We start from the raw sequence: 23,663 nt of genomic DNA, 5'->3' as shown, positions 1-23,663 counted from the left end.
GCTCATGGTGCCGCTCCCGGGTAGGAGCGGCGCGAGCCGCGACCGCGAAACCATACTGACGTCGCCGCTTCAATGTCCGGGTCGCGGCTCGCGCCGCTCCTACCCCAGAGGGTTCGGCGGCTCCTTATCCGAGCCGCCGTTCCGCCTCAGAGCTCGCCCAGCCCCTCGGCGCAACCGCCCTCGCCCACTTGCAGCAGGCGCAGGGTGTTGGTCGCGCCGTGCTGTTCCATGGTGTCGCCGCTGGTGAAGATCACCCGCTCGCCCTGGCCCAGCTTGCCGGCATCGAACAACTGCTTGACGACGTTGCGCGCGGCGTCGCGCGAGGCCAGGCCGCGGCTGTCGAAATCGATCGGATAAACGTCGCGCATCATCGACATGCGCCGGCGCGCGCCGCCGTGGCGCGAGAACGCGTAAATCGGCGCATTCGAACGGAAACGCGAGAGGAAACGCACGGTGCCGCCGGACTCGGTCATGGCGACGATGGCGCGCACACCGATGTGCTCGGACAGGAACATCGCCGCCATCGCGATGGCCTGGTCGGCGCGTTCCAGGTTGCGCGGCGCAGCCTCGAAATCGGTGTCGTGATCGAACTGGCGCTCGGCGCCGAGGCAGATGCGCGACATCGCCTCGACCGCCTTGACCGGATAACGGCCGGCCGCGGATTCCTGCGACAGCATCACCGCATCGGTGCCGTCGATCACCGCGTTGGCCACGTCGAGCACTTCGGCGCGGGTCGGGATCGGGTTGTCGACCATCGACTGCATCATCTGGGTGGCGGTGATGACCACGCGATTGCGCGCCAGCGACTCGCGGATGATCTTCTTCTGCAGGCCGGGCAGTTCGGCGTCGCCGATCTCCACGCCGAGGTCGCCGCGCGCGACCATGACCACGTCGCTGGCGTCGACGATCTCGGTCAGGTTCTCGATCGCCTCGGCGCGCTCGATCTTCGACACCAGCGCGGCGTCGCTGCCGGCGGCGCGGGCGATGCGGCGGGCCTCGTGCATGTCCTCGGCGTTGCGGCAGAACGACACCGCGATGAAGTCGGCGCCGAGTTCGGCGGCGACCAGGATCAATTCCTTGTCGCGCTCGGTCAGCGCGCCCAGCGACAGACCGCCGCCGAGCTTGTTCAGGCCCTTGCGGTCCGACAGCGCGCCGTCGTTGAGCACGGTGGTGATGATGCGTTCGCCGTCGACCGCGCCGACACGCAGCTGCAGCAGGCCATCGTCGAGCAGCAGCACGTCGCCGGGCGTGACGTCGTTGGGCAGGCCCAGATAGCTCACCCCGACCTCGCGCAGATTGCCCGGAGGGGCGCTCGCGCTGGCGATCAGGTCGAAGCGGTCGCCGGCCTTGAGCAGGACCCGGCCTTCGGCGAAACGCTCGATGCGGATCTTCGGCCCGGGCAGATCGGCGAGAATGCCGACCTCGACGCCGACCCGCAGTGCGGCTTCGCGCACGGCCTGGGCGCGTGCGACCTGCGAGGACGGATCGCCGTGCGAAAAATTCAGGCGGACGACGTCGACACCGGCGTTGAGCAAGGCATCGAGCACGCCCGGCGGATCGGTGGCCGGGCCGAGGGTGGCAAGAATCTTGGTGCGTCGCGGGCTTGAGGACATGGCAGGCTCTCTTGGCTGTCGGCCAAACTAGCACAGCTTCGGCGACGGTCGAACCCGCCGCACGCGAGCACATTCGCTCTACGCCCGCGATTGGAAAAAATCGCCCGGATTTGCCAATGCCCGGATTTACCAAAGCCCGATCGCCAACGCGAAAGCATCGCCCATGCAATGCGGTGCCGTATGCCGATCGGGCCGGCGATCGCATGCTGCCGCGGCATCACGCGCCCCGGCGTTCGACCGAATTCATCTCATGCCGCACCCGGCTGATGCGGTCGTAGATCAGCTTGCGCAAGCGGTTGGTCGAGCCCAGCGGGCGGTGCTCGGGCAGCGAATGCCAGGGGCTGTAGGCGATGTCCTCGCCGAGGCGGTTGCGCTCGGGCGTGTCGAAATCCTGCCGCGGGATGTGCACCGTCGCGACCTCGAAGAACGGCGCCTGCGCCTCGTCCCATGCGGTCATCGAATCTTCGACGCTCATGCTGCCGGAGGTCCTGGGCTGGACCAGGAACTTCAATACGACATCGCGCTCGGCGAGGGTGCGTTTCATCGCCTCGCGCAGATAGTCGGGGCCGGGCTGCGCCGGCATCGGGTCGACCTCGGCCGAAGCCGGCATCACCGAAAACTTGATCGCCTGGCGGTCGGGACCCACGCCGAGCTGATACGGCACTGCGGAGAAATAACGGATCTGCAAGGGGTTGGAAATCTTGCCGCTGCTGATTTCCTTGGCGCGCAACGTCCCCTTCAGGCCAAGCGCGAACGGAATGGCGAGTTTGTCGAGCAGGCGGCCACTGCTGGCTTTCTCGACCAGGGACAGATAACGGTGCGGGTCGTTGGCCAGGAACACCGGATGATTGATCATCACGAAGTCCTGGGAGGTGGCTTCGCGATCGTTCTCGAGCAATTTCGGGCCCGGCACGCCGAGCAACTTGATCGCCATGCCGCGGCCGTCGTCGTTGTCGTCCGAACGGTTCGGGTCGCCGGCGCCATTGGAGAAGCGCACCCAGGCCTGGTAGACCTTGCCGGGCACGAACACGCCCTGGGCCAGGGCCGGCGGCAAAACCTCGTTGACGCGGAACTCGGCCTCGACGAAGCCGGTCGCCTTGGGATGCGCGTCGCGGCGGACCTGGCCCGGCTGGTACTGCTCGCGGATCGATTTCTCTATGGCATCGGCGATCTGCAAGGCCAGATCGGACTCCTGCGGATACAGCGCCTCACCGAGCGCTTCGTCGATGCCCGGATACGGAAGCTCGGAGGGGTGGTGAGTCGTGGACATGGCGCTCTCCTGATGGTCGTGCCACCGTAAAGTCTGTTGACCGTCTGTCGACGACGGCCAACGGCGATGCGAGCGGACCACGACCTGAGGCGAAACGGCTGAGGTGGCGAATGGCTGGCGTCGAAGCCGGACTCTAGTCCGGCGACCGTGAAGGAGCTTCACACCTGTGTGACTGGCCGGCCGCGCTAGCCGCCCGCAGTCGGCGACACCGGCGAGCCCGCCTGCGCCAGCGCATCGGCGATGCCTTGCAGGGACAGCACCGCAGCCAGTTTCGTCCGCCGCCCCTCGCGGTCGTAGCCGACATACAAGGGTACGCCGACCGCGCCCTGCTCCTCGAGCAAGGCGGCGATGGCCGCATCGGGCTGGGTGTAGTCGGCGACCAGGTACACGGCATCGGTGTCCTTGAGCAAGACGCGGAAGCCGTCGCGCTCCAATACCGCGGCCTGGTTGACCTTGCAGGTCAGGCACCAATCGGCAGTGACGTTGACGAACACCGGCCGGCCCTGCGCGCGCAGTTCGGCGAACCGTGCGGAGGTGAAGCGCTCCGCACCGACCGGCAGTTCGGTCTTCGACGCAACCGCCGGCACCGCATCGCCTTGCCACGCGCCCAGCATCGCCAGCGGCGCCAACGACAAGGCGACGATCAGCGCCGCGAGCCGGCGCTGGCGGGCACCGGCGAACCGGTTCTTCTCGAACCACCACAGCCCGAGGGCCAGCACGACGGCGGCCAGCAACACCAAGGCCATCGCATCCACGCCGCGTTGCTTGCCGAGCACCCACAACAGCCACACCGCGGTGGCGTACATCGGGAAGGCCAGCCATTGCTTCAGAGTGTCCATCCAGGCCCCGGGCCTGGGCAACCGGCGCGCGGCGCGCGGCACGAACGCGATCAGCAGGAACGGCGCCGCCAAGCCGAGCCCCAACAGGACGAACACCGCCAAGGCCAGCCACGGCCGCGGCGTAGCGAGCGCATAGGCCACCGACGCGCCCATGAACGGCGCCGTGCACGGGCTGGCGACGACGCAGGCCAGTACGCCGGTGACGAAGTCGCCGATCAGCCCCCGGCCCTGCGCATGGCGCTGGCCGACACCGGCCAAGCCGGCGCCGACGGTGACTACGCCCGACAAACCCAGGCCGACCGCCAACATCACCAACACCAACAGACCGATCACCCACGACTGCTGCATATGGAAGCCCCAGCCCGCCGCGCCGCCGCTGGCCCGCAAGGTCAGCACGATTCCGCCCAAGATCGCGAACGACGACACCACCCCGGCGGTATAGGCGAGTGCACGCCACTTGGCGCCGATCGGGTCGTCGGCCGCATGCAGGATCGAGAACGCTTTCAACGACAATACCGGCAGCACGCAGGGCATCAGGTTCAACAACAGGCCGCCGGCGAATGCCATCAGCAATATGCCGAGCCAAGGCGGCGCAGTCTCATCCTGTGTGCGCAACGATGGCGGCAGCTCCAGCGACAAGCGCCGCGAGGTGGGCGGATAACAGACGCTGTTTTCGAGACAGCCCTGGAAGCTCAGCTTGAGCTCCAGCCGCTGCGGCAGCGGCATGTCGCGTTGCAAGGGAACCCGCAACCGCGCATGGTCGTAGAACACGGTGACGTTGCCGAATTGCGGGTCCTGATGCTGCCGGCCCTCGGACCACTGCAAGGCGCCGAGCGCCTGCGGGGTATCCACGGCTTGCAGGGAAAACCGGTCGCGATACAGGTAATACCCCGGCGGCATCCGCCATTCCAACGTCACGCTGCCGTCGCCCGATAGTTTCGAAGTCAGTGCAAAGGCTTGTTCGACCGGCAGCGGCTCGACATCGGCTTCCGACCGGCTCCGGTCGGAAGCGCTGCGCTCATCAGCGCCGCTCTCGTAAGCGTTCGTCGTCGCCTCATCGGCTAACGCGATCGAAGGCGACAGCAACGCCGCCACCGCCAACATCAGACCGCGTGCGATCGGACCGGCCCATCGCATGGCTAGCGCATCGCTTAGCGAGCTCGCCATTCAACGCACCCCTGCCGCATCGCCGCGCGTCATGGCGCCCGCCCCACCCAGCAGGGACTGCAGACGCGACGGCATCGCATCGTCGACCTCGATTCGCCGCAGCAAGCGCCCATCGGCACCGACGACCAACAAGGACGGAACGCGCTGGATGCCGAAGCGGCGAAACAGCACGCCGTCGCGATCCAGGCTCAGCGGCACCGGCACCCGATGCGCGTTGCGGTAATCGCGAAGGTCTTGCTCCGACGCCCACAAACCCGAGGCGATGCCGACCCAACGCACGCGATGGTCGCGCCCCAACGACACCAATTGCTCGCGCAGCACACGGCATTGTTTCGACGACTGCGGCCGGGTCTTCTCCAAATAGCTTTCGCACCAGGGCGACAGGAACGCCAGCACGCTCGGCCGCTGGCCGACAGGATCGGTCAAGGCGAGCTTGCGTGCTTCCAGGGTGCGGATCTTCGAGGTCGGCACCGGCTCGCCGATTTGAAGCACGTTCTGCGCCGTTGACGCGGACGGGGCTGCGGCGACGAGCACGCCGGGGTCGAACCCCGGCATACGCCGTGCCTCGGCCAAAGCCGCATCGAGCCGGGCATCGGCCAGATGCCCGACATAACGGATCGTCCCGTCCTTGCCGATCACCACGTGCTGCGGCGTGACCCGCAGGCCGAAGCGCTCGCCGAGCGCACCGTCGTCGTCGCGCACGATCGGCATGCTCAAGCCGAGCTCGCGCCGATAGGCCTTGATCTGCTCGACCGTGTCGTCGAAACCGATATTGATCGCGACCACCTGCAGGTCGTCGCCGGCACTGCGCTGTGCCTTCTCGAAATGCGGCATCTGCTCGCGGCAGGGCACGCACCAGGTGGCCCAGAACTTCAGATACACCGCCTTGCGGCCGCGCAATGCGCCCAGGTCCAAACGTTGACCATCGATGGTGGTCAGAACAAACGCCGGCACGGCCTGCCCGACCAGACGCGCACCAATCTGCTGCGCGTAGTCCTTGCCGGTCTCGGCCTGCACCGGCCGAACGCCGCCCGACCAGCACATCGCGAGCAACACACAGGCAGCTATCGACGTTCGCGCCCACTGGCGCGAGGAGTACAGAGTCATGCGGATTCCTCGGTAAGAGACAGCAAAGCGTTGCGCGCGGTCGGCCCGAGACCTGCTCTCGCATGCATCGCCACTTCGAGGCATCACGCTACGGCCCGGCTGGTTCCTTGAGTGAGCCAGTCACCGCGAATCCGACCGGACCAGTTGCCGGGTTCGGACTCGTCCAAGCCCCTGCCCATAACGCGCCTCGACGACGGCGCAACATCGCGTCCATCCGTCGCGCTGCCTGGTGTCGAGCAGTGATCCTTTCCGGCTTACGGCAACGAGGCACTCGGCTACCCGAGTGCCTGTCGCTTATGGCTCGCTTCGATGGAGCTCGTTCGATGCACCGGGCCACGAGCGGCCAAGACCTCGGCGGCATCGCTCGACCTTACCGCCTACTGCGCCGCTCGAACCGAGAGACGTCGAGCCGCTGGCCCGACGCCAACTCCGGCGCTTACTGGGACGCTTACTGGATCGCGTCGCCGTAACCGCAACCCACCGTCACCCACCCCGGCGCATACGAGACATCGACCAACACGCGGACCGTCTTCTCGCCCGGCAACACCTTGCGATAGTCCAGCCCCTTCCAGTCGTAAGTCTCGATCATCGCCGCCAGGTCGGGGCGCGGGCTCATCCCGCCGATGCGCTTGGCCAGTGCCTCGCCGAGCTTCAACTCCTGCCCGGCCGGCACCTTGTAAGCCAAATGCATTTCCTGACGGCTGGGGAAGTTGACGTAGCTCGACTTCTCGCCCCAGGCCGACAATGGCTGCGCGCTCTTCCACAGCATCAGGGCAGCGTCGCCGCCATCGTCGCTCTGCGCCAGCCCCTTGACCTGCTCGGCGTTAATCTCGTCGCCGAATGCGTTGACCTGCTCCAGACTGAGCTTGCACTCGATGAAATCGGCCACCCGCTTGGCGGTGGCGTCCTGCGCCGCAGCCAAGACGGGCGCCAACGCGACCGCCGCCATAGCGAAAGACAGAATCGTGTTGCGGTAATTGGACATAGTTCCTCTGAGCTCCAGTTTCGGATCGTGTATCCGCTAGTCGTGACGAAGCAGGGGCGCTAATCCAGTACGGCCAGCTGCAACCGCCCCCTGATTGCCCGGGCATCGTAAGGTGCGACCGAGAAGCCGCTTGCTGGGATCTAGGGGCCGACGCTTTGATCGCCATCGACATAACTCGGGCTGAGCTCGCATACCAACCCACGGCCATCGACCGGAATCTTTGCACCCAACCGAATCGGCCGATTGCAAAGGAGCGGGCTACTAATACTTTCGTTTGCTTCGGCGCGATAACGCACTGGCATAAAGCACACATAAACTTGATGGGTCAGCGCCAATGAGCCGTTCTCGCAGATTACGAGACGCTTGCGCTTTAGGCTTTCCCTAACGAGAATCTAGTACGGCCACGGAACGCGGCCCTATCGATCTACTGCGTCGCCATGGAGGGAAGGCGCCACCCATTCGTATCACCCCACCTTTATTCGTATCTCCGTCGTGCCCCGTCTGGGCCTGACGGGCTCTGCTAGTCGTGCCATCGACTTTTACCAAGGACCAGGTATGTCTTCGAGACTTCACGAACCGCCTTCCCACATAAGCTCAGCAAGAGGGCTGCTCCAGATTGCCTACTCGACCATGAGCCGTAATTTGTTAGCCGCTGTAATGTGCTACTCGCTCAGCGCTGGAGTGTCTGCGCAGGAAAGCGGAAATAAATGGAAGATCTCCGATCCGGCAGGGCAATCGACCGAGTACAACACTCAACAGGAAGCCGTGGAGGCGATTTGGGAGCTTCCTGCGCCTTCGCCGGAAACAGAAGGCGCCTACCAGTTCGTCGAGCAAATAAAGAGCACGAAGATAGATGAAGAGGGCAGCGTCCTCATAACGTACTGGATGGGCAAGGACCAGCCGACCGATCCGGACTGGAAGTACGGCACCGTGTACGGCGGGGGCTTCGTTACGGAAGCCGATGCCGCCACGAAAATCAAACAAACCCTGGACGGGATGAATGCTGCCTGTGCGCCTTCTGCCGTCGCCGAACCGCTCGGCGACTGGCAAGTGTCGCAGCCCGGCTACGAAGGACGAATGGAGAAGAGAAGCTACTCTCAGCTCGCCAAAGTCGGAAAAAACACGCCAGACTCCCCGTGTACCCTGCACGACTTCGGCCCCACCAACATCGGCCGATCCAGGCGAATCGAGTGTCCGAATGGGCATACGCAATGGAGCGACGAGTACAACGCCTGCGTAAATACCGAAATCACCGCGACCCTCGCCGGCAAAGTCAATTCATGCGAAGGGACGGCGGGCCAAGCCAGCGGCTTGGTCGGGAACCCGTGCGATGTAAAGACGGGCGAGAAGTTCGAAACACAGCAAGACTTCGATCTGGGGTGGATTGCGTTCCGCCGCTTCTATCATTCGGGCTCTGCGACCAGCAACGGTGGCTTCGGGCCAGGATGGACACACTCGCTATCTACTCGCCTGGCGATTGACGGCACCAACATTGGCCTGATCGACAGCAGCGGCTACCAACGCCGGTTTCGTCAGGAAGGGGCAGCCTATCTGGCAACAGACGATAGTGGCGATCGTCTCGTCGCCAATGGCTCCGGCTGGTCGCTTTATACCAATGGCAGCACACCGATTTTCGACAATGAAGGGCGCGCTCTACAGCTCTTGCTCGATAGCGGAATTTCGCTGTCTTACACTTACGATAATTACGGTCGTATCGAACGCGTCACGCATACGAGTGGACGGTCCCTCGAACTGCACTACGATGGCTCCGCGATCGACTCTCCGATCAGCTCGATCTCGTCCGAAGGCGCGACGCTCGTCAGCTACACCTACCTCTACGAGTTCCCCAACTTTCCAACGGTCGGGCTGATAGAGACGGCAACCTATGCGGATGGGAAATCACGTAAGTATCACTACGAAGATACACGCTTCACCAAGCATCTGACGGGTGTCAGCACCGAGGACGATGCGCGGTTCAGTACATTCTCGTATGACGAGCAGGGTCGAGTTATATCGAGCGTTCATGCCGGAGGAGCGGATGGCGTCAACCTCGCTTACACCTCGGCCGGCGGAGCAGTAGTTACCGGAGCGCTCGGCCAGCAAGAGGATTATGGCCTAACCTCAGGTTCTGGTGCCCTGCCCCGCAAGGTCTCTGGATTCACCGACAGCCGCGGCTCGGTGACGCAAACATACGCCGATACCGCTACCGACTTCCGCCGCCGCCTCGACACCGTCGCCGACCGCAACGGCACCCAGACCAAACACACGTACGCCGAAGCCAACGACCCGGTGACCGGGCAGCCGGCGCGTACGCATACGGTCAAGGAAGCCGTCGGGTTGGCGCAGGAACGCACCAGTGCGGAACGCCGCGACCTCGCCAGCAACCGCACCGTGCTGACCCAAGTTGGCAACCGCGAGACCCGCATCGTCCGCAACGCGCGCCTGCAGCCGCTCACGGTCACCGTGCGCGACACGGTCAGCAACCAGACCCGCACGACGACCTATGCCTATTGCGAAGCCGCCGATGTGGCCGCGAGCAACAGCACCTGCCCGATCCTGGGCCTGGTCAAGTCGGTCGACGGCCCGCGTACCGACGTCAACGACGTCACGACGTTCCAGTACTACGGCAGCGACGACAGCACCTGCGCGACCCAGCCGGCGCTGTGCACCTACCGCAAGGGCGACCTGCGGAAGGTCGTCGACGCGCTGGGACGCAGCACCGAGACCTTCGGCTACGACCCGCAGGGGCGTCCGCTGTCGGTCATCGACGCCAACGGCATCGTCACCGACTACGAGTACCACCCGCGCGGCTGGCTCACCGCGACCAAGGTGCGCGGCGCCGACAACAGCGTCGAGACCGACGACCGCATCACCCGGGTCGAGTACTGGCCGACCGGCTTGGTCAAGCGCATCACCCCGCCGGGCGGCGCCTACATCACCTATACCTACGATACCGCCCAGCGCCTGACCAGCGTGGCCGACAAGGCCGGCAACAAGATCCAGTACACCCTCGACCTGGCCGGCAACCGCAAGCAGGAAGACACCCAGACCGCGACCGGCACCCTGAGGCGCACCCTGTCGCGCGTGTTCAATACCCTGGGCCAGTTGCAGACCGTCAAGGACTCGCTGGCGCATGCGACCACCTTTAGCTACGACAACGACGGCAACCCGGACCTGACCACCGACGCCTTGAACCGCGTCACCAATCAGGACCACGACCCGCTCAATCGCCTGAGCCGCACCCTGCAGGATGTCGGCGGTCTCGCGGTCGAGACCAAGCTGGAATACAACGCGCTCGACCAGGTCACCAAAGTCACCGACCCGAAGGGCCTGGACACGACCTACGGCTACAACGGCTTCGGCGATCAGGTGCAACTGTCGAGCCCGGACACCGGCGTCACTACGTACGGTTACAACAGCGCCGGCCTGCTCGCGAGCAAGCAGGACGCCAACGACGCCAGCCCGCACACCTACACCTACGACGCCCTGAACCGGCCGAAGACGATCTCGTACAGCGGCGGCGCCGCCGATGTCGAGTACGACTACGACACGGTCAACTCGGTCTGCGCCGCCGGCGAGAACTTCGCTGTCGGACGCGTGACTGCGATGCGCGCCGACGGCACCGAGCTGAAGTACTGCTACGACCGCTGGGGCCAACTCGTGCGCAAAGTGCAGACGGTCGGCACCCGCAGCTTCACCCTGCGCTACGCCTACACCAGCTCGGGCCAGGTGCGCACCATCACCTACCCGGACAACGCCATCGTCGACTACGTCCGCAACACCCTGGACCAGGTCACCGAAGTCGGCATCAAGCCGGCCGGCGGCGTGCGCACGGTGCTGCTCAACAATGCGGCTTATGAACCGTTCGGCCCGGCCACCGGCTGGACCTACGGCAACGGCCGCAGCCTGGCGCGCACTTACGACCAGGACTACCGCGCCAAGACGATCCTCGACAGCGCCGCCGGTGGCTTGTCGTTGGCCTACGGCTACAACGAAGTCGGCGAGCTGACCCAGCTCAAGGACGGCCTGCAAAGCGCGTTCCTGGCGAAGTACGACTACGACACCCTGGGTCGCCTCAAGATCACCCGCGACGGCCCGACCGGCACGCCGCTGGAGACCTACGGCTACGACGCCACCGGCAACCGCAACAGCCTGCTGCACGGCGGCATCACCACCAACTACACCTACCCGGGCACCAGCCATAGCCTGAGCAATGTAGGCGGCGTCAGCCGCGGCTACGACGCGGTCGGCAACACCACCAGCATCGGCGGTACGGCCAAGGAGTTCGTCTACAACGCCAACGACCGCATGAGTCAGGTCAAGCAGGCCAGCGTGGTGAAGGCCAGCTACCGCTACAACGCCAAGGGCGAACGAGTCTCGCGGGCCGACAACGCGACCGGTGCGATCACCGGCTACACCCTGTACGACGAGGCCGGCCATTGGCTGGGCGACTACGATGCCAACGGCGCAACGAAGCAACAAGCGATCTGGCTGGGCGACGCCCCGGTCGGCTTGCTTGTTGGTGCCGGCGTCGCGCAGACCCTGCGTTACGTGCAACCCGACCACCTGGGCACCCCGCGTGCGGTGATCGACCCGAGCCGCAACCTCGCGGTCTGGACCTGGGACGCCAAGGGCGAAGCCTTCGGCAACAACCCGCCGAACCAGGACCCGGATCAGGACGGCACCGCGTTCGTGTTCGATATGCGGTTTCCGGGGCAGCGCTTTGATGCGGCTACGGGGCTGAACTACAACTACTTCCGGGATTACGATGCAGTAACTGGTCGGTATGCGCAAAGCGATCCAATCGGGTTGCTTGCAGGAACCTCAACGTACTTGTACGCCGATGCCAATCCCCTTAGATACTTCGATGCTTTAGGGCTACAAGTAAACATCCCAGATCCAAATGGAGTAGTTCCTGGTGGGCCGTGGGAGCCCCATGACAAAAATCGTCCTGGGCAGTTTCTGGGGCCAAAATCATCTACGGGCAGTGGCCGGATGCAATGTCAGTATGTTCCTCCTGCTGGCCAAGGTGGGCCGCCCGGGAGTACGGGATACTGGAAAACCAATCAACATGGACAGAAGGGGTGGCAACGATACGACCTGAAGGGAAATGCCATTACCGCGAGTCAAGCGCACAAAGTGCCTGCTCCTAAGCAACCAAACCCTCCCCAGCCTCAATTACCGTCGCCTCCTCAAACTCCTCCTCAACCGTCCAATCCGGGCCCTCGCATCCCACCGATCCCTTTAGGGAAACTAAGTGCCCCTGTATTTTTCGCAACCTATGTCGGCACTCTCAACGAAAGTGAAGACGAAGAAATCGAGAAAAGAAGAAGCGAGGGAAAATAATACAAATTCCCCTTTAACTTGGAAGACAGCATGAGCACTGCCAGACTTCTGACTCAACTTGAATCCGCCAACCTTCTTGAAAAGACTGATCTAAAAATCGGAAATTGGGGCGAGTTATCGACTGCCACCTCTCACCAAAAATTCCTGCAACACTCCCCATCAACGAGCGCGATCGAGCTGTACGCAACCGCTCACTGCATTATTGAATGGCTTGCGCCCGGTAATACAACCTTGCTACTGCTGGATAATTCGACCATGCCATCCGATGATGAATTAGAAACTTTCGGAGGCCTCTTTCTATCTCCCGGGGAAAAATGGGATATCGACGCCACCAGGGGAATAGCATGGACAATTCCAGCAGGGGGAGCGACTGCGGTAAACAGTGCTATTGCTATTGCAGCAATGCTCTCAACCATGTTCGGCTGGCATGCACATTTAGCCTCCGAAAACTCCACTAGCGGAAAACGGCTAGGCCTTCAGGACGGCATTATCTATTTCTACGGAGATTCGATAGAGCTTGATAAAGCGACTCGATTGATCAACCAAATAACAACAAATACGCTCAGCATGGATTTCAAACCATAAGAACGTAAGGAAGCATAAAGCCGGGCCCGCCTAGGCCCGGCCAATGAATCGGTCTCACTGAAAGCGAAGATGCCAGATGTCGAAACCGATTGCCTTTTAAATACGCGACGTATTGCCCGGATTAGCAACGCCCTCACGCGCCCTTTACGCATCGCGGCTCGGACTGCGCCATGGTTGCGGTCCGGGGGCGATCTAGCCGAGTGCATGGTCATGGTTACTAAGCCGATTCCGAAGTACGTCCGCCGCGTTGCGGACGCGAACCTGAGCTATTGGGTCCTGAACTATCCGTCCGCGCCGTTCCACCGGCCCGGCCTGACTTTTCGCGATTATGGCCCGGCGCTGTACCTGGGCATGATGACCTTCGAAGAGCATCCCGAGCGCTTCTTCGACGATCCGCGTTCGGACTTGCGCGGTCGCTATGAAGCGCTGAAAGGAAACTCGCCGCTCGCCTGGCCCGAAGCTCGCAAGGTCGCATGGGCGGCGTGGGAACGTGCGCATGCACAGGCGTTGGCCTGTCAGACGGGTCCGATCGAGTCGCTGCGTCTGTGCGCTCACGCTTGACGCATACGCTCGCGCGTCGCACCTGAAAGCTCAGCAAAAAACTAGCTACCTGCCTGCACGACGCTGCCGTCGAGGCAAGATCGCGAGCATCGTTTCTGTACGAACCATCCGATGTAGCTTAAGCAATCGGAGACTCGCCTGTCGACCCACCATAAATCAGTGCCACACAAAACTAGAGGTCGCCGGGTCGTTTTGGATCCGAAACTCGTTGGGCGTTAAACCGCCCAGGCTGTCGTGGGGTATCTCGGCGTTGTAGTCACAAAGCCATTGCTCGGTGTGCTCGCGGACCTCGCTCAGGGTTCGGAAGACATGCAGGTCCAACACGCCACGTCGGTAACTGCCGTTGAAGCGTTCGATAAAACCGTTCTGCATCGGCCGACCCGGCTCGATGAAATCCAGCGTGATGCCTTTGCGCTCAGCCCATTCGGCCAACGCCAAGGCGATGAACTCCGGACCGTTGTCCAATCGCAGCTTGCGGGGATAACCGCGCCAGGCGGCAATGCGCTCCAGCGTGCGGATGACTCGGGTGGCGGGCAGATTCAGATCGACTTCGATGGCTAACGCTTCACGACTGAAATCATCGATGACGTTGAAGGTGCGGAATCGGCGACCGTCCCAGAGTGCATCGGACATGAAATCGATCGACCAACTGCCGTTGATCTGCTCGCCGGCCACCAGCGGCAAAGGATGCCGGTTCGGCAGTCGTTTCTTACCGCGACGTCGCTGATTGAGCTGCATCAAGCAATACACCCGCCAGACCCGCTTGTGGTTCCAAGGCCGCCCCCGGCGACGGATCAACTGGAACAGCTTGTCGAATCCGCGCTCCGGAAACCGCTCGGCCAACTCCGCCAATAGCGCAATGACCTCCTCGTCGCGATCCGGACGCTTTCGATAGCGCACCGTCGATCGCGACAAACCGATCGCTGAACAAGCCCGACGCTCGCTCCAACCGTAGCGCTCCATCAACCACGCCGCCAGCGGGCGCTTGTGCGCCGGGTCTAGAGCTTTTTTGCGATGACATCCTTCAAGGCATGGTTTTCCATCGCCAGCTCGGCGTACATCCGTTTGAGCTTGTTGTGCTCGGTTTCCAGGTCACGAAGCCGTTGCACGTCCGCGGCCTCCATGCCGCCGTACTTGGATTTCCACACGTAGTACGTCGCCTCGGAAATGCCTAACTCGCGGCAGACGTCTTTGACTTGCCGACCGCCTTCGACTTGCTTCAGCGTCGTGACGATTTGGCTCTCGGTGAATTTGCTCTTGCGCATCTGGGTCTCCTTGGGGCTAGTTTGCCTGGAGACCTCTGGTTAGGGTTGGAGTGAGTTTACGGGGAGGCGACACGCCGATCGGTGAACTTCAGCAAACAAAAAAGCACCTGGACTCGCGTCCAGGTGCTTTATTTGTTTGGTGGGCCGTGAAGGATTCGAACCTTCGACCAAAAGATTAAAAATCTTTCAACGTTTGCCTATTAATCAATAGCTTGAGATTCTCAATTTCCCCCAAGCTGGTGTGTGGAACGCCCAGAGTGACTAGACCCGGCTGCCAATTTTCCACACCCGCCGGGTACTGGGACAGCCACTCCTTTGACATCGCTCAGCCAATCCTTCTTCACTAGCGAAAAGGGCTACGAACCGTCGCGGAGAGACGCTTCGGCGGCTATAGCTTCGGCAATCTGACGAGAAAGGTCATTTAGCTGCGGATGAACAATGTCGCCGTTGGCTTTCATGACAGTCCAAGCATCGCCTTTGCCGATGTTCTGGGTCATCTCGACAGCAAACGGCGAATTGTTCTTATCGGCCAGCCATTTCGGGTAGCCCACTGGATTCCGATGCGACCAATAGACGGACGGCCCCCCTTCGTTGTTGAGTCGGGCTTTCATCTGCGGCCCACGAAACCCTATCCAGGCTAAGTGCTCCACCCTCGGGAGCCCGGGAACCTCTAGCCGAACCGTGAAGGCCCAACTATGAGACGCGGGTCGCCCTTCACATACATCGATGAAATCCTCAATGTCGAGAGGCGTATCGTAGATTCGCACAGAGCACCGGCCTCCAACTGAATCAACCATCTGAGACAAATGCAGTTCGATGCTGGATGCGAGGAGACGAACGCTCGTATCCCATACCTTCAGCAGGGCCTCTTGCCTCTCGCGAATCTTCTGCGCGAGTTGGTCATACCCTTGTTTAGCCTTAGCTGCCAATTCTAGCCCGCGGAGACTACCTTCGATCCGGGCGAAAACAAGCTCCATAAAAGACCGTATATCGCCGCCGACATCAGATTCAGCTAGGGCGTCTATGTAGCGATCACGCTCCTTCTTCTTGATGATGATCGGCGGGTATCCTGCGCGGATCAGCTCTAGGTTGCTAATCGCGCGAGCGGCACGACCATTGCCGTCTAGATAAGGATGAATGTGTGTTAGCCAAGCATGGAGTATCGCCGCGCGAATGGGCGCTGGCAGATCTTTATTCGCCTTCGACCAGCGCTCCCACTCTTCCATTCCCCGCATCACTCCGTCCCAAGTCGCGGGGGGGCGATGACTCGACCCGCTTATGATCACAGCCTCCTTGCGCAGGAGCCCAGCGCCAGGCCGGTCACCGAGAATCAATTCGTTGACCTGGCGGACTTGGTCGATGTCTGTAGGAACGTCTCGATTCTTCGCGAGCTCCGTGATTCGGTCGAGCGCCTTGTTTAGCGCAATAGCATCTTTCACATATGCCGGGTCGTGGCCAGTGATTGTTATGCCTTTCATTACAGCAAGCTGGGTTTCGCCGGCTGATAAAGTACTTCCTTCTAAGGCATTGGATTCCGCGACTTCCTCGAACCGCTTCTGGCCGTAGAAGTCTCGCAACGTTATGTCAGTCAGAGTTCCTGCGCGCCTCAGCAAACGGACACGCTCTTCTATGTCACTTACGCGCTGACGGACTTGTGCTTCGGCAGCCGCATCCAAGCTGTAAGGTGTGGCAGTTAGATTGAACACAAGGACTCCAAGCCATGCAACGGAAGTCGCGAGCCTGCCGGGGGCAATGGGGTATTGGCAAGTAGGGGGGCATCGTCAATCTGCCGTGCACTCGGTGTCGGCCCACCAAACGGGTCTGTCAATCTTTGTCCCCGTAATGCGCCGAAAGCCAGAGCGGTCCCGAACGCGGTCGAGGTAGCACCCGCCATCGTCCCCGCGCAGCTCGACCAGGGCGCGGCGCCGCAGACAGCGGCCGGGATCGCCCCATTCGTCGGGCTCCCATTCCTCATCGACCAGGGCGGTGCCAGGACACCGTGCGCAGGATCGGCGCCACGGGGGCCACGTGGCGCGATCACGACTCGGTATCGGACAAGACAGGAAGGCATGGCGCCATCGTAGCCGGCGGAGTCTTACAGCTTGAGAATGTGCCGACTTCGGCCGTAGCAATTGGCCCCCAAAACATTTGGGGCACCATCGGAAACGGGTAACTTCGGTAACCGCTGCAACGAAGGCCGACTTTTCCCAACATTAGCAATGACTTACGGCGACAGACAGGGGTAACCACTACGGTAACTAGGAGGTAATTAGTTTCCTCATATATAGGTAATCTTTTGAACTCACCCTCCCCTTACGGATCAAGCACTTACGTGTCGGTTACCGACCAAGTTACTGAAAATTATCCCTCGTGGTAACCCATCAATTCCTTTTAAATCATTATCTTATGACTGGATAACGGGCCTCGATACCGAGGTTACCGTTTTCCGACGCCCCTCTCTTGGCCTGGGAAAACGCCCCGCAGTCGGCGCCGTTCTCTCGGCTCGGCGATGCGGCCGAAACCCCGCATCGCCGCACTCTTAAAGCCCCCTACGTGCATCTATTCGCGTCGAAAGTGTCCCCTTATCCAGCGAGCCCATTGCCATAGAGCGCCGGGCTCGCGGGCCGTCCTGCGATCTGAATCGAAAGGCGCACAAGTAGTGGGAAGGCGTGGCGGGGTCACAACCGCGCGCCAACGCGTCCAGCCCCACTTACGCGAAAGGCGAAAATTATGCGACTTTAGGCACACAAATAGTCTCGTGCGGGCGGTCTCTTACTTGCGCATAGGGAAAAATCCTATGCCGGTGGTGCAGCATTTGGGTGATACTCATGCAATTAAGGACGGCGGCGCGCAGCGGCATGCCAAGACGTAGCGTTTCGCGGAGTAGGAAAAGTTTCATCCGGCAACAGGCGCGGGCTGACATGCAGAGATATACAGTGCCGATACCGGACACAGCCGAACTGCGCAACTCCGCACTGTCGCCGCAGAAGCGTGGGCACGGGGGCAGGCCTTGCGCGAAGCAAATTGCGTAGGCCTCGCCTAATGCTGGATAGCTTGCTGTACGCGGACAGCCGGTGCGACTGCAACAGATTGCTGAACGAACGCAAGGTAGGCCCTGCAGAAGCAATAACCGCAGGAATACGAACAGGAGCTCGAAATCAAAAAACGCGATTCGGCAATCGGTATGATTTCGAACTCAAGCAATGCCCGCCCAACGAGCGCGCAATGTCACAACTCCATGGAGAAAGGACAAAAACGTAAATATGGAGCGTTGATAATCAGTCGGAACACGAGAAAAAGGGCCAGCAGGAACTATACATAAATATACCGCGACGGAATTTCGTCATTACATGCATGGAGCAAGTCATATGAAAAAAAGTGCCCTATATTTGCTAGCCGCCTTAGCGTTTGGCGGAGATGCTAGCGCGAAAGTCTTGAGCTGTGACGGCTGTACGCCGCAAGAAATGTTTGCGACCGCTGACCGCTATTTGCAAGGCGACGGGCCGGTTGAGCCGGCCTATGTAAATAACTTGGAAAATATGACCGTGCGAAAGTACGGGTATTATAATAATTGGACCCCTGATTTTGATCCGGAAATCGACGGCCTAGTTGAGTGGTCAGAGGAAATGCCGGTCGAGCCTGAAATTACAGCATTTGTTCAGGGTATACCGATCGCCGGCATGGTTCGGGCAACTGCGTACAACGGTGGGCAAGATATTAGATCGGCCTGGGAAGTAATCAACAACCCCTCCAAAGAAACCCTGGTTATTGATTACGTTTCACAGTCGTGGGTTGTCACTTCAAGCAATCTCGTCAACTACATGAGAAGTGTTAATCCATTCCCATGGTATACGCCTGTCGAAGTGGTCACTGCTGTTGAGGTTACTTTCAAAGATGGCTCTAAAATGTTTATAGACATAAACAAAAAAACCGGAAAGTGGGAGCGCATAAAGAGCACGACGGTCGATAGCAACAACAATATCATTCCGGAGAATAAACTTGATTTCACCGGCGGCCAAGACTCTGTCCGCGAGTACGAATTCGTAAATACCAATAGCATTCCCGATCTGGAGCGTTTTCTCCGACAGGCTGAGCTATACCAAATCCCGGTGACTGGCTCGAGAGGTAGTGGGGAATACTACGGTGTCGCTTGCAGCTGGGTAAACGGCATTGCTACTTGCATTATTGTCGCTAGATAGACATGGCTGGCTTGAACTCATAGGATTGGAGTAAATGAAGACTAAGTCTGCGAGAATAATCGCAATGATCATATTAAGCGTTGCGTTGATAGGCGGGCTCCTGTACATGAGTTCGCGCAAGCAAGATGCGAAGTCGCCCTCTCGCGCTTCGGCTTCTGATTCCAATATGAGTATCAGTAAGCGCAATGATGTGGCGCAAGGAAGCAATCGGGTTGGCGGCGTGTTGCCGCCAATCCACCAGCCACTCAAGGAATCATTGCCTATACTTCGCCGAATGGCGGATAGTGGACACCCGATGGCTGCTTGTCGGTTAGCCGCTGAGTATCAATTCTGTGCTGTCGCTATTTCGCGGGCAAACCGCCTGGATGACATAGCAAGCGCAGATAAAACGGGCCTCCAAGAAAATAAACATACTAAGTTCAAACTGCTTGATCCTGCATTGCCCGATGACGCGATCCACTGCGATGGGATTGATTCCCCGTCCTCTCTGACGATTGTTCAGGCATGGAGGCGAGCGGCAGAACTCGGAAATGTCAAAGCAATGACAAACTACGCTGTCGGCAATGGCTTGTTCGCCAAAGACACTCTTAGCAACATCGATGAACTAAAAACATACAAGGTCAATGCTGAAAAATATGCGCGTCGCGCCGCTGAATTGGGTGATGGCGGCGCTCTATTGTCCCTTGCGGCGGCCTACGCCCCTCAAACACACGAGCTGATGCCTTCGTTACTCACTCAAGCGGTCGAAATCGACGTCCAGGAGTCACTGTCGCTGTATCTACTTGCTAAGGACAGAATTCCAGGTGATGCGGATAATGACGCCCTGAGAAAATTCGTCGAAGGTAAGATCGCGGCCACAGCGGAATACGCAAGCCCTGAACAAGTAAGCAACGCGAAGGCAGCGGCGATAAGTCGAGGAGCGACCTGGAAAACTTCTAGATTTCCAAACGAAAGAGAGATACCAGCACTTGCCAGGGGAAGAGTGCTCGATCTGGAATTGAACGAATGCGAGTAATTTTTTAAAGCGTGCGAGTAGTGTTTCGGGCTGGAGTTGCTTATGCCTGCGAGCTGGTGGTGCGCAGAGGAGGTAAAGCAATTGATTGATGCGGCCGATGGGAATGGAACATTACGTGTAAGACACAAGGGGTAGACTCGCACTCCACAATCAAGGGCACCGCAAGGCGCCTTTGTCTTTTCATGCACTGCAAAATCTCCGAAGATCACGTTAGGTCGTATGAAAGGAAGCGAACCACCTCCTCTCCCATCCAATCATTGATGCGCCGGAATCGTGGAACCTGTCGCCGAGCGCGAATTTTCCCGGAGCAAGAAAAAAGGCACTTAGGGTTCGCCCTAAGTGCCTTATTTGTTTGGTGGGCCGTGAAGGATTCGAACCTTCGACCAAAAGATTAAAAGTCTTCTGCTCTACCGACTGAGCTAACGGCCCGAAGCGGTTGCTGCGGTCCCGGCGCTGCGCCGGGCCGGTGATTCTAACAAAACCTGCGGGGCCGAGTCAGGCCCCCTTTGACCTAGGCCGTTCAGACGTAACGGGTCGGGTCGGTCACGCCGGCGGCGCTGAAGCCCTCGGCGCGCAGGCGGCAGGCGTCGCAATGGCCGCAGGCGCGGCCGTCGGCATCGGCCTGGTAGCAGGAGACGGTCTCGGCGAAGTCCACGCCCAGGCGCAGGCCTTCGCGGACGATGTCGGCCTTGCTCATGAACTGCAACGGCGCCTGCACGCGCAGGCCGGCGCCCTCGACGCCGGCCTTGGTCGCCAGGTTGGCCAGGCGCTCGAAGGCCTCGACGAACTCGGGGCGGCAGTCCGGGTAGCCGGAGTAGTCGACGGCGTTGACGCCGCAGAAGATGTCGTTGGCGCCGAGCACTTCGGCCCAGCCCAGGGCGATCGACAGCATGATGGTGTTGCGCGCCGGCACGTAGGTGACCGGGATGTCGTCCTTGACCGCGGCCGCGCCGATGGCGTGGCCGTCGTTGTCGAGCGGCACCGAGATGCTCTCGTCGGTCAGGGCCGAGCCGCCGATGCTGCGCAGGTCGACGTTGACGGTCTTATGGGCGACCGCGCCGAGCGAGTGGGCGACGCGGGCAGCGGCGTCGAGCTCGGAGGTGTGGCGCTGGCCGTAGCGCACGCTGAGCGCGTGCACGGCGAAGCCCTGCTCGCGCGCGATGGCGATGACGACGGCGGAGTCCATGCCACCGGAAACGAGGACGACGGCTTTTTTCATGATGTGGGGTCAGGTGGGATCGGAAACTGGGACTTTGGACTTTGGACTTTGGACTTTGGACTTGGGACTTGGGACTTGGGACTTGGGACTCGGGACTCGGGACTCGGGACTCGGGACTCGGGACTCGGGAAAGGCTAAACGATGGGGCCGATGATGGGGCCGTCATCCCCGCGCAGGCGGGGAGCCAGGGCTTCACCGCGGCATGGTTCTGAAGTCTCTGGATTCCCGCCTTCGCGGGAATGACGAGCAAGAGCAGAGCCAGCAACGAGAGCCGAAGTCTTTATCGCGGCATTCCAGCCCGGGGCGAGCCGCGATCACGCACTCGAGTTCCGAGTCCCGAACTCCGGCCACTCACCGCCCCGGTTCGTCGTTCCAGAGAATCTTGTGCAACTGCAACTGGAATCGTACCTGCAAGTGGTCGGCAACGATCCAGTCGGCCAGGTCGCTCGGCTTGAGCTGAGTGAAGCTCGGCGAGAACAGGACGTCGCAGATTTCGCTCAGGCGGTGCTCGGCGACGATCCCCTTCGACCACTCGTAGTCCTCGCGGCTGCAGATCACGAACTTGATCTGGTCGCGGGCGGTCAGCAGCGGCAGGTTGCTCCACAGGTTGCGGTGGGCTTCCTTGGAATCGGGGGTCTTGATGTCGAGCACGCGCGAGACGCGCGCATCGACCGGGCCGATGTCGATCGCGCCGGAGGTTTCCAGCGAGACCTCATAGCCGGCGTCGCACAGCTTCTGCAGCAGGGCGATGCAGCGCTTTTGGGCGAGCGGCTCGCCGCCGGTGACGCAGACGTGGCGGGCGCCGTGCTTGGCGACCTCGGCCAGGATCGCGTCGAACTCCCACCATTCGCCGCCGTGGAAGGCATAGGCGGTATCGCAGTACTGACAGCGCAGGGGGCAGCCGGTCAGGCGCACGAATACGGTCGGCCAGCCGATGCTGTTCGACTCGCCTTGCAGCGACAGGAAGATCTCGGTCAGCCGCAGGCGTTCGGACGACGCTGCGGCCGTCTCGGTGGCAACGGCGTTCATCGGGTATCGGTCAGTTGCGCAACCGGCTCAGCTGGATCGCATTGAGGCGATCGGAAGCCGTGCGGGCGGCGTCGGTGCCGGGATAGCGAGTGGCGACGTCGGCGAGCGTGCGCTCGGCGGCATCGACCTGTTTGAGGCCGAACTGGGCCAGGCCAACCTTGAGCAGCGCGCCGGCCGCCTTGTCGTGGGTCGGATAGCGATCGAGCAGGGTCTGGAACTCTTCCTGCGCGAGCTGGTAGTTCTGGGTGACGTAATAGCTTTCGCCGAGCCAGTACAAGGCGTTCGGCGCGTAGGCACCGCTCGGGAAATTGGCCAGGAAGGCCTGGAACAGACGCGCCGACTCGACGTACTGGCCGGCCTTGAGCGCACTGAAGGCGGTGTCGTAGGCGCCGCGCTCGTCGCCGCTCTGGGCGAGCAGGCCGGCATCGCCATGCACCACCGGTGCGCTGTCCTTCACCGCCGCCGAGGGCGACGGTGTCGGAGGAGTCTGCGGTGCAACGGCCGGAGCCGACGGCGCCACTCCGCCTTCGAGGCGGTTGAGGCGGTTGTCGGTGTCCAGGTACTGCGCCTTGTTCGTGTCCTGAAGCTGACGGGTGGTCTGCTGCAGTTCCTCGACCTGGGCGCGCAGGGCCTGCAGCTCGGTCTTGAGCTGAGTCACCTGGTTGAGCAAATCGAGGTTGGCCTGGTTGTCCGAGGCGCGCTGTTCGAGAACCGCGACGCGGTCGGCGAGGCTGGCGCGCTGGGCGAACGCAGGCGTAGCGGCCAGGCAGGCCGCCGCGATCGCCAAGGCTAGTGCGAACTTACGCATCGCTTAGATCAACCTTCGTTCTTCAATCGGTCGGTGGACGACGCCGATGCCCCGGCGCCGCCCTGCGACACCGCGATTACTTGGCGGTGTAGACGATTTCGACGCGACGGTTCTTGGCCCAGCAGTCTTCGTTCGACTCGGTGCAGACCGGGCGCTCTTCGCCGTAGGAGGTCACGGTGATCTGGCTGCCCGAACCGCCGTTGGCCTGGATCGCCGAGGACACCGCGTTGCCGCGACGCTCGCCGAGGCCGAGGTTGTACTCGCGGCTGCCGCGCTCGTCGGCGTTGCCTTCGAGGGTCATGCGCGAGGACGGACGGTCGCGCAGGTACTTGGCGTGGCAACCGACGATGGCCTGGAATTCCGGCTTCAGCGAATCCTGGTCGAGATCGAAGTAGACCACGCGCTGGCGCAGGCAGGCATCGGTGTCGAGATCGTTCGGGCCGTAAGCGCCCGAGGCGACCGGACCGGTGTCGGTCGGGGTGCTGGTGGACGGGCCGGTACCGGAATCGGTCGGCGGGACTTCCTTGACCTTCTTCGAGCAGGCGACGGCCGCGGTACACAGCACGGCGGCGAGCAAGATGCGGGCGGTGTTGTTCATGGGTATTCCTCGTCAGTTGTAACGTGGGGCAGGAGTCGTTCGGGGGGTGTGGCGCGT

Annotated in this window: 16 protein-coding genes and 1 tRNA gene; 5 read left to right on the top strand and 12 right to left on the bottom strand. The window is 61.5% G+C overall.

All coding sequences use genetic code 11. The features are described 5' to 3' along the window. Positions 1-146 precede the first annotated feature (146 nt). From pyk to ACTOWK_RS03785, 5 genes are all read right to left on the bottom strand, one after another. The gene (pyk, locus tag ACTOWK_RS03805) at positions 147-1,613 is read right to left on the bottom strand and encodes a pyruvate kinase (RefSeq protein ID WP_441328855.1); all 1,467 of its coding nucleotides are present in this window, start codon (positions 1,611-1,613) and stop codon (positions 147-149) included. A gap of 217 nt (positions 1,614-1,830) precedes the next feature. Next, positions 1,831-2,883 carry a catalase family protein gene (locus ACTOWK_RS03800; RefSeq protein ID WP_441328854.1) on the bottom strand — a complete coding sequence of 351 codons (1,053 nt, stop codon included), beginning with the start codon at positions 2,881-2,883 and terminating at the stop codon, positions 1,831-1,833. A gap of 185 nt (positions 2,884-3,068) precedes the next feature. After that, positions 3,069-4,859 (bottom strand): protein-disulfide reductase DsbD family protein, encoded by a 1,791-nt coding sequence (locus ACTOWK_RS03795; protein WP_441328853.1) that lies wholly within the window; start codon positions 4,857-4,859, stop codon positions 3,069-3,071. Positions 4,860-4,889: 30 nt separating this feature from the next. Beyond that, entirely contained in the window at positions 4,890-5,996 is a 1,107-nt protein-coding gene (locus ACTOWK_RS03790; protein WP_441328852.1) for a TlpA family protein disulfide reductase, read from the bottom strand. A gap of 448 nt (positions 5,997-6,444) precedes the next feature. Further along, a complete protein-coding gene (locus ACTOWK_RS03785) occupies positions 6,445-6,981 on the bottom strand; it encodes a hypothetical protein (protein ID WP_441328851.1) in 537 nt (178 codons plus the stop codon). A 630-nt stretch (positions 6,982-7,611) separates the two neighbouring features. Between ACTOWK_RS03785 and ACTOWK_RS03780 the strand changes: the two genes are divergently transcribed. The 3 genes from ACTOWK_RS03780 (at position 7,612) to ACTOWK_RS03770 (ending at position 13,473) form a co-directional block, all read left to right on the top strand. Continuing rightward, positions 7,612-12,327 (top strand): RHS repeat-associated core domain-containing protein, encoded by a 4,716-nt coding sequence (locus tag ACTOWK_RS03780; protein WP_441328850.1) that lies wholly within the window; start codon positions 7,612-7,614, stop codon positions 12,325-12,327. 30 nt (positions 12,328-12,357) lie between these two features. Continuing rightward, entirely contained in the window at positions 12,358-12,912 is a 555-nt protein-coding gene (locus ACTOWK_RS03775; protein WP_441328849.1) for a hypothetical protein, read from the top strand. Positions 12,913-12,981: 69 nt separating this feature from the next. Beyond that, entirely contained in the window at positions 12,982-13,473 is a 492-nt protein-coding gene (locus ACTOWK_RS03770) for a hypothetical protein (protein WP_441328848.1), read from the top strand. A 156-nt stretch (positions 13,474-13,629) separates the two neighbouring features. On the opposite strand, the gene ACTOWK_RS03765 is transcribed toward ACTOWK_RS03770, so the two are convergent. Together ACTOWK_RS03765 and ACTOWK_RS03760 are read right to left on the bottom strand one after the other, a co-directional pair. After that, positions 13,630-14,738, bottom strand: a protein-coding gene (locus tag ACTOWK_RS03765) for an IS3 family transposase (RefSeq protein ID WP_441328847.1) whose coding sequence is annotated in 2 segments (ribosomal slippage) — positions 13,630-14,477 and positions 14,477-14,738 — 1,110 coding nt in all. Because the reading frame shifts where the segments join, the coding sequence is not laid out codon by codon here. 356 nt (positions 14,739-15,094) lie between these two features. Next, complete coding sequence (locus tag ACTOWK_RS03760) at positions 15,095-16,444, bottom strand: Fic family protein (RefSeq protein ID WP_441328846.1); 1,350 nt, start codon at positions 16,442-16,444, stop codon at positions 15,095-15,097. Positions 16,445-18,106: 1,662 nt separating this feature from the next. Here ACTOWK_RS03760 and ACTOWK_RS03755 point away from each other — a divergent pair. Together ACTOWK_RS03755 and ACTOWK_RS03750 are read left to right on the top strand one after the other, a co-directional pair. Continuing rightward, positions 18,107-18,937: a hypothetical protein gene (locus ACTOWK_RS03755; protein WP_441328845.1), complete on the top strand. Its 831-nt coding sequence runs from the start codon at positions 18,107-18,109 to the stop codon at positions 18,935-18,937. A gap of 34 nt (positions 18,938-18,971) precedes the next feature. Continuing rightward, positions 18,972-19,952: a hypothetical protein gene (locus ACTOWK_RS03750; RefSeq protein WP_441328844.1), complete on the top strand. Its 981-nt coding sequence runs from the start codon at positions 18,972-18,974 to the stop codon at positions 19,950-19,952. 353 nt (positions 19,953-20,305) lie between these two features. On the opposite strand, the gene ACTOWK_RS03745 is transcribed toward ACTOWK_RS03750, so the two are convergent. The 5 genes from ACTOWK_RS03745 to pal form a co-directional block, all read right to left on the bottom strand. Next, a tRNA-Lys gene (locus tag ACTOWK_RS03745) sits at positions 20,306-20,381 on the bottom strand. Positions 20,382-20,472: 91 nt separating this feature from the next. Next, positions 20,473-21,171 carry a 7-cyano-7-deazaguanine synthase QueC gene (gene queC, locus ACTOWK_RS03740; RefSeq protein ID WP_441328843.1) on the bottom strand — a complete coding sequence of 233 codons (699 nt, stop codon included), beginning with the start codon at positions 21,169-21,171 and terminating at the stop codon, positions 20,473-20,475. 351 nt (positions 21,172-21,522) lie between these two features. Further along, positions 21,523-22,200, bottom strand: coding sequence for a 7-carboxy-7-deazaguanine synthase QueE (queE, locus tag ACTOWK_RS03735; protein ID WP_441328842.1), 678 nt, complete (start codon positions 22,198-22,200; stop codon positions 21,523-21,525). A gap of 10 nt (positions 22,201-22,210) precedes the next feature. Next, positions 22,211-23,008 carry a tol-pal system protein YbgF gene (gene ybgF, locus ACTOWK_RS03730; protein ID WP_441328841.1) on the bottom strand — a complete coding sequence of 266 codons (798 nt, stop codon included), beginning with the start codon at positions 23,006-23,008 and terminating at the stop codon, positions 22,211-22,213. Between the two features lie 76 nt (positions 23,009-23,084). Next, positions 23,085-23,606 carry a peptidoglycan-associated lipoprotein Pal gene (gene pal / locus ACTOWK_RS03725; protein WP_441328840.1) on the bottom strand — a complete coding sequence of 174 codons (522 nt, stop codon included), beginning with the start codon at positions 23,604-23,606 and terminating at the stop codon, positions 23,085-23,087. Positions 23,607-23,663: the final 57 nt, after the last annotated feature.

This window comes from Lysobacter sp. CA196, from assembly GCF_052078695.1.
Lineage (GTDB): Bacteria > Pseudomonadota > Gammaproteobacteria > Xanthomonadales > Xanthomonadaceae > Lysobacter.
This window is presented reverse-complemented; position numbering and strand designations above follow the sequence as displayed.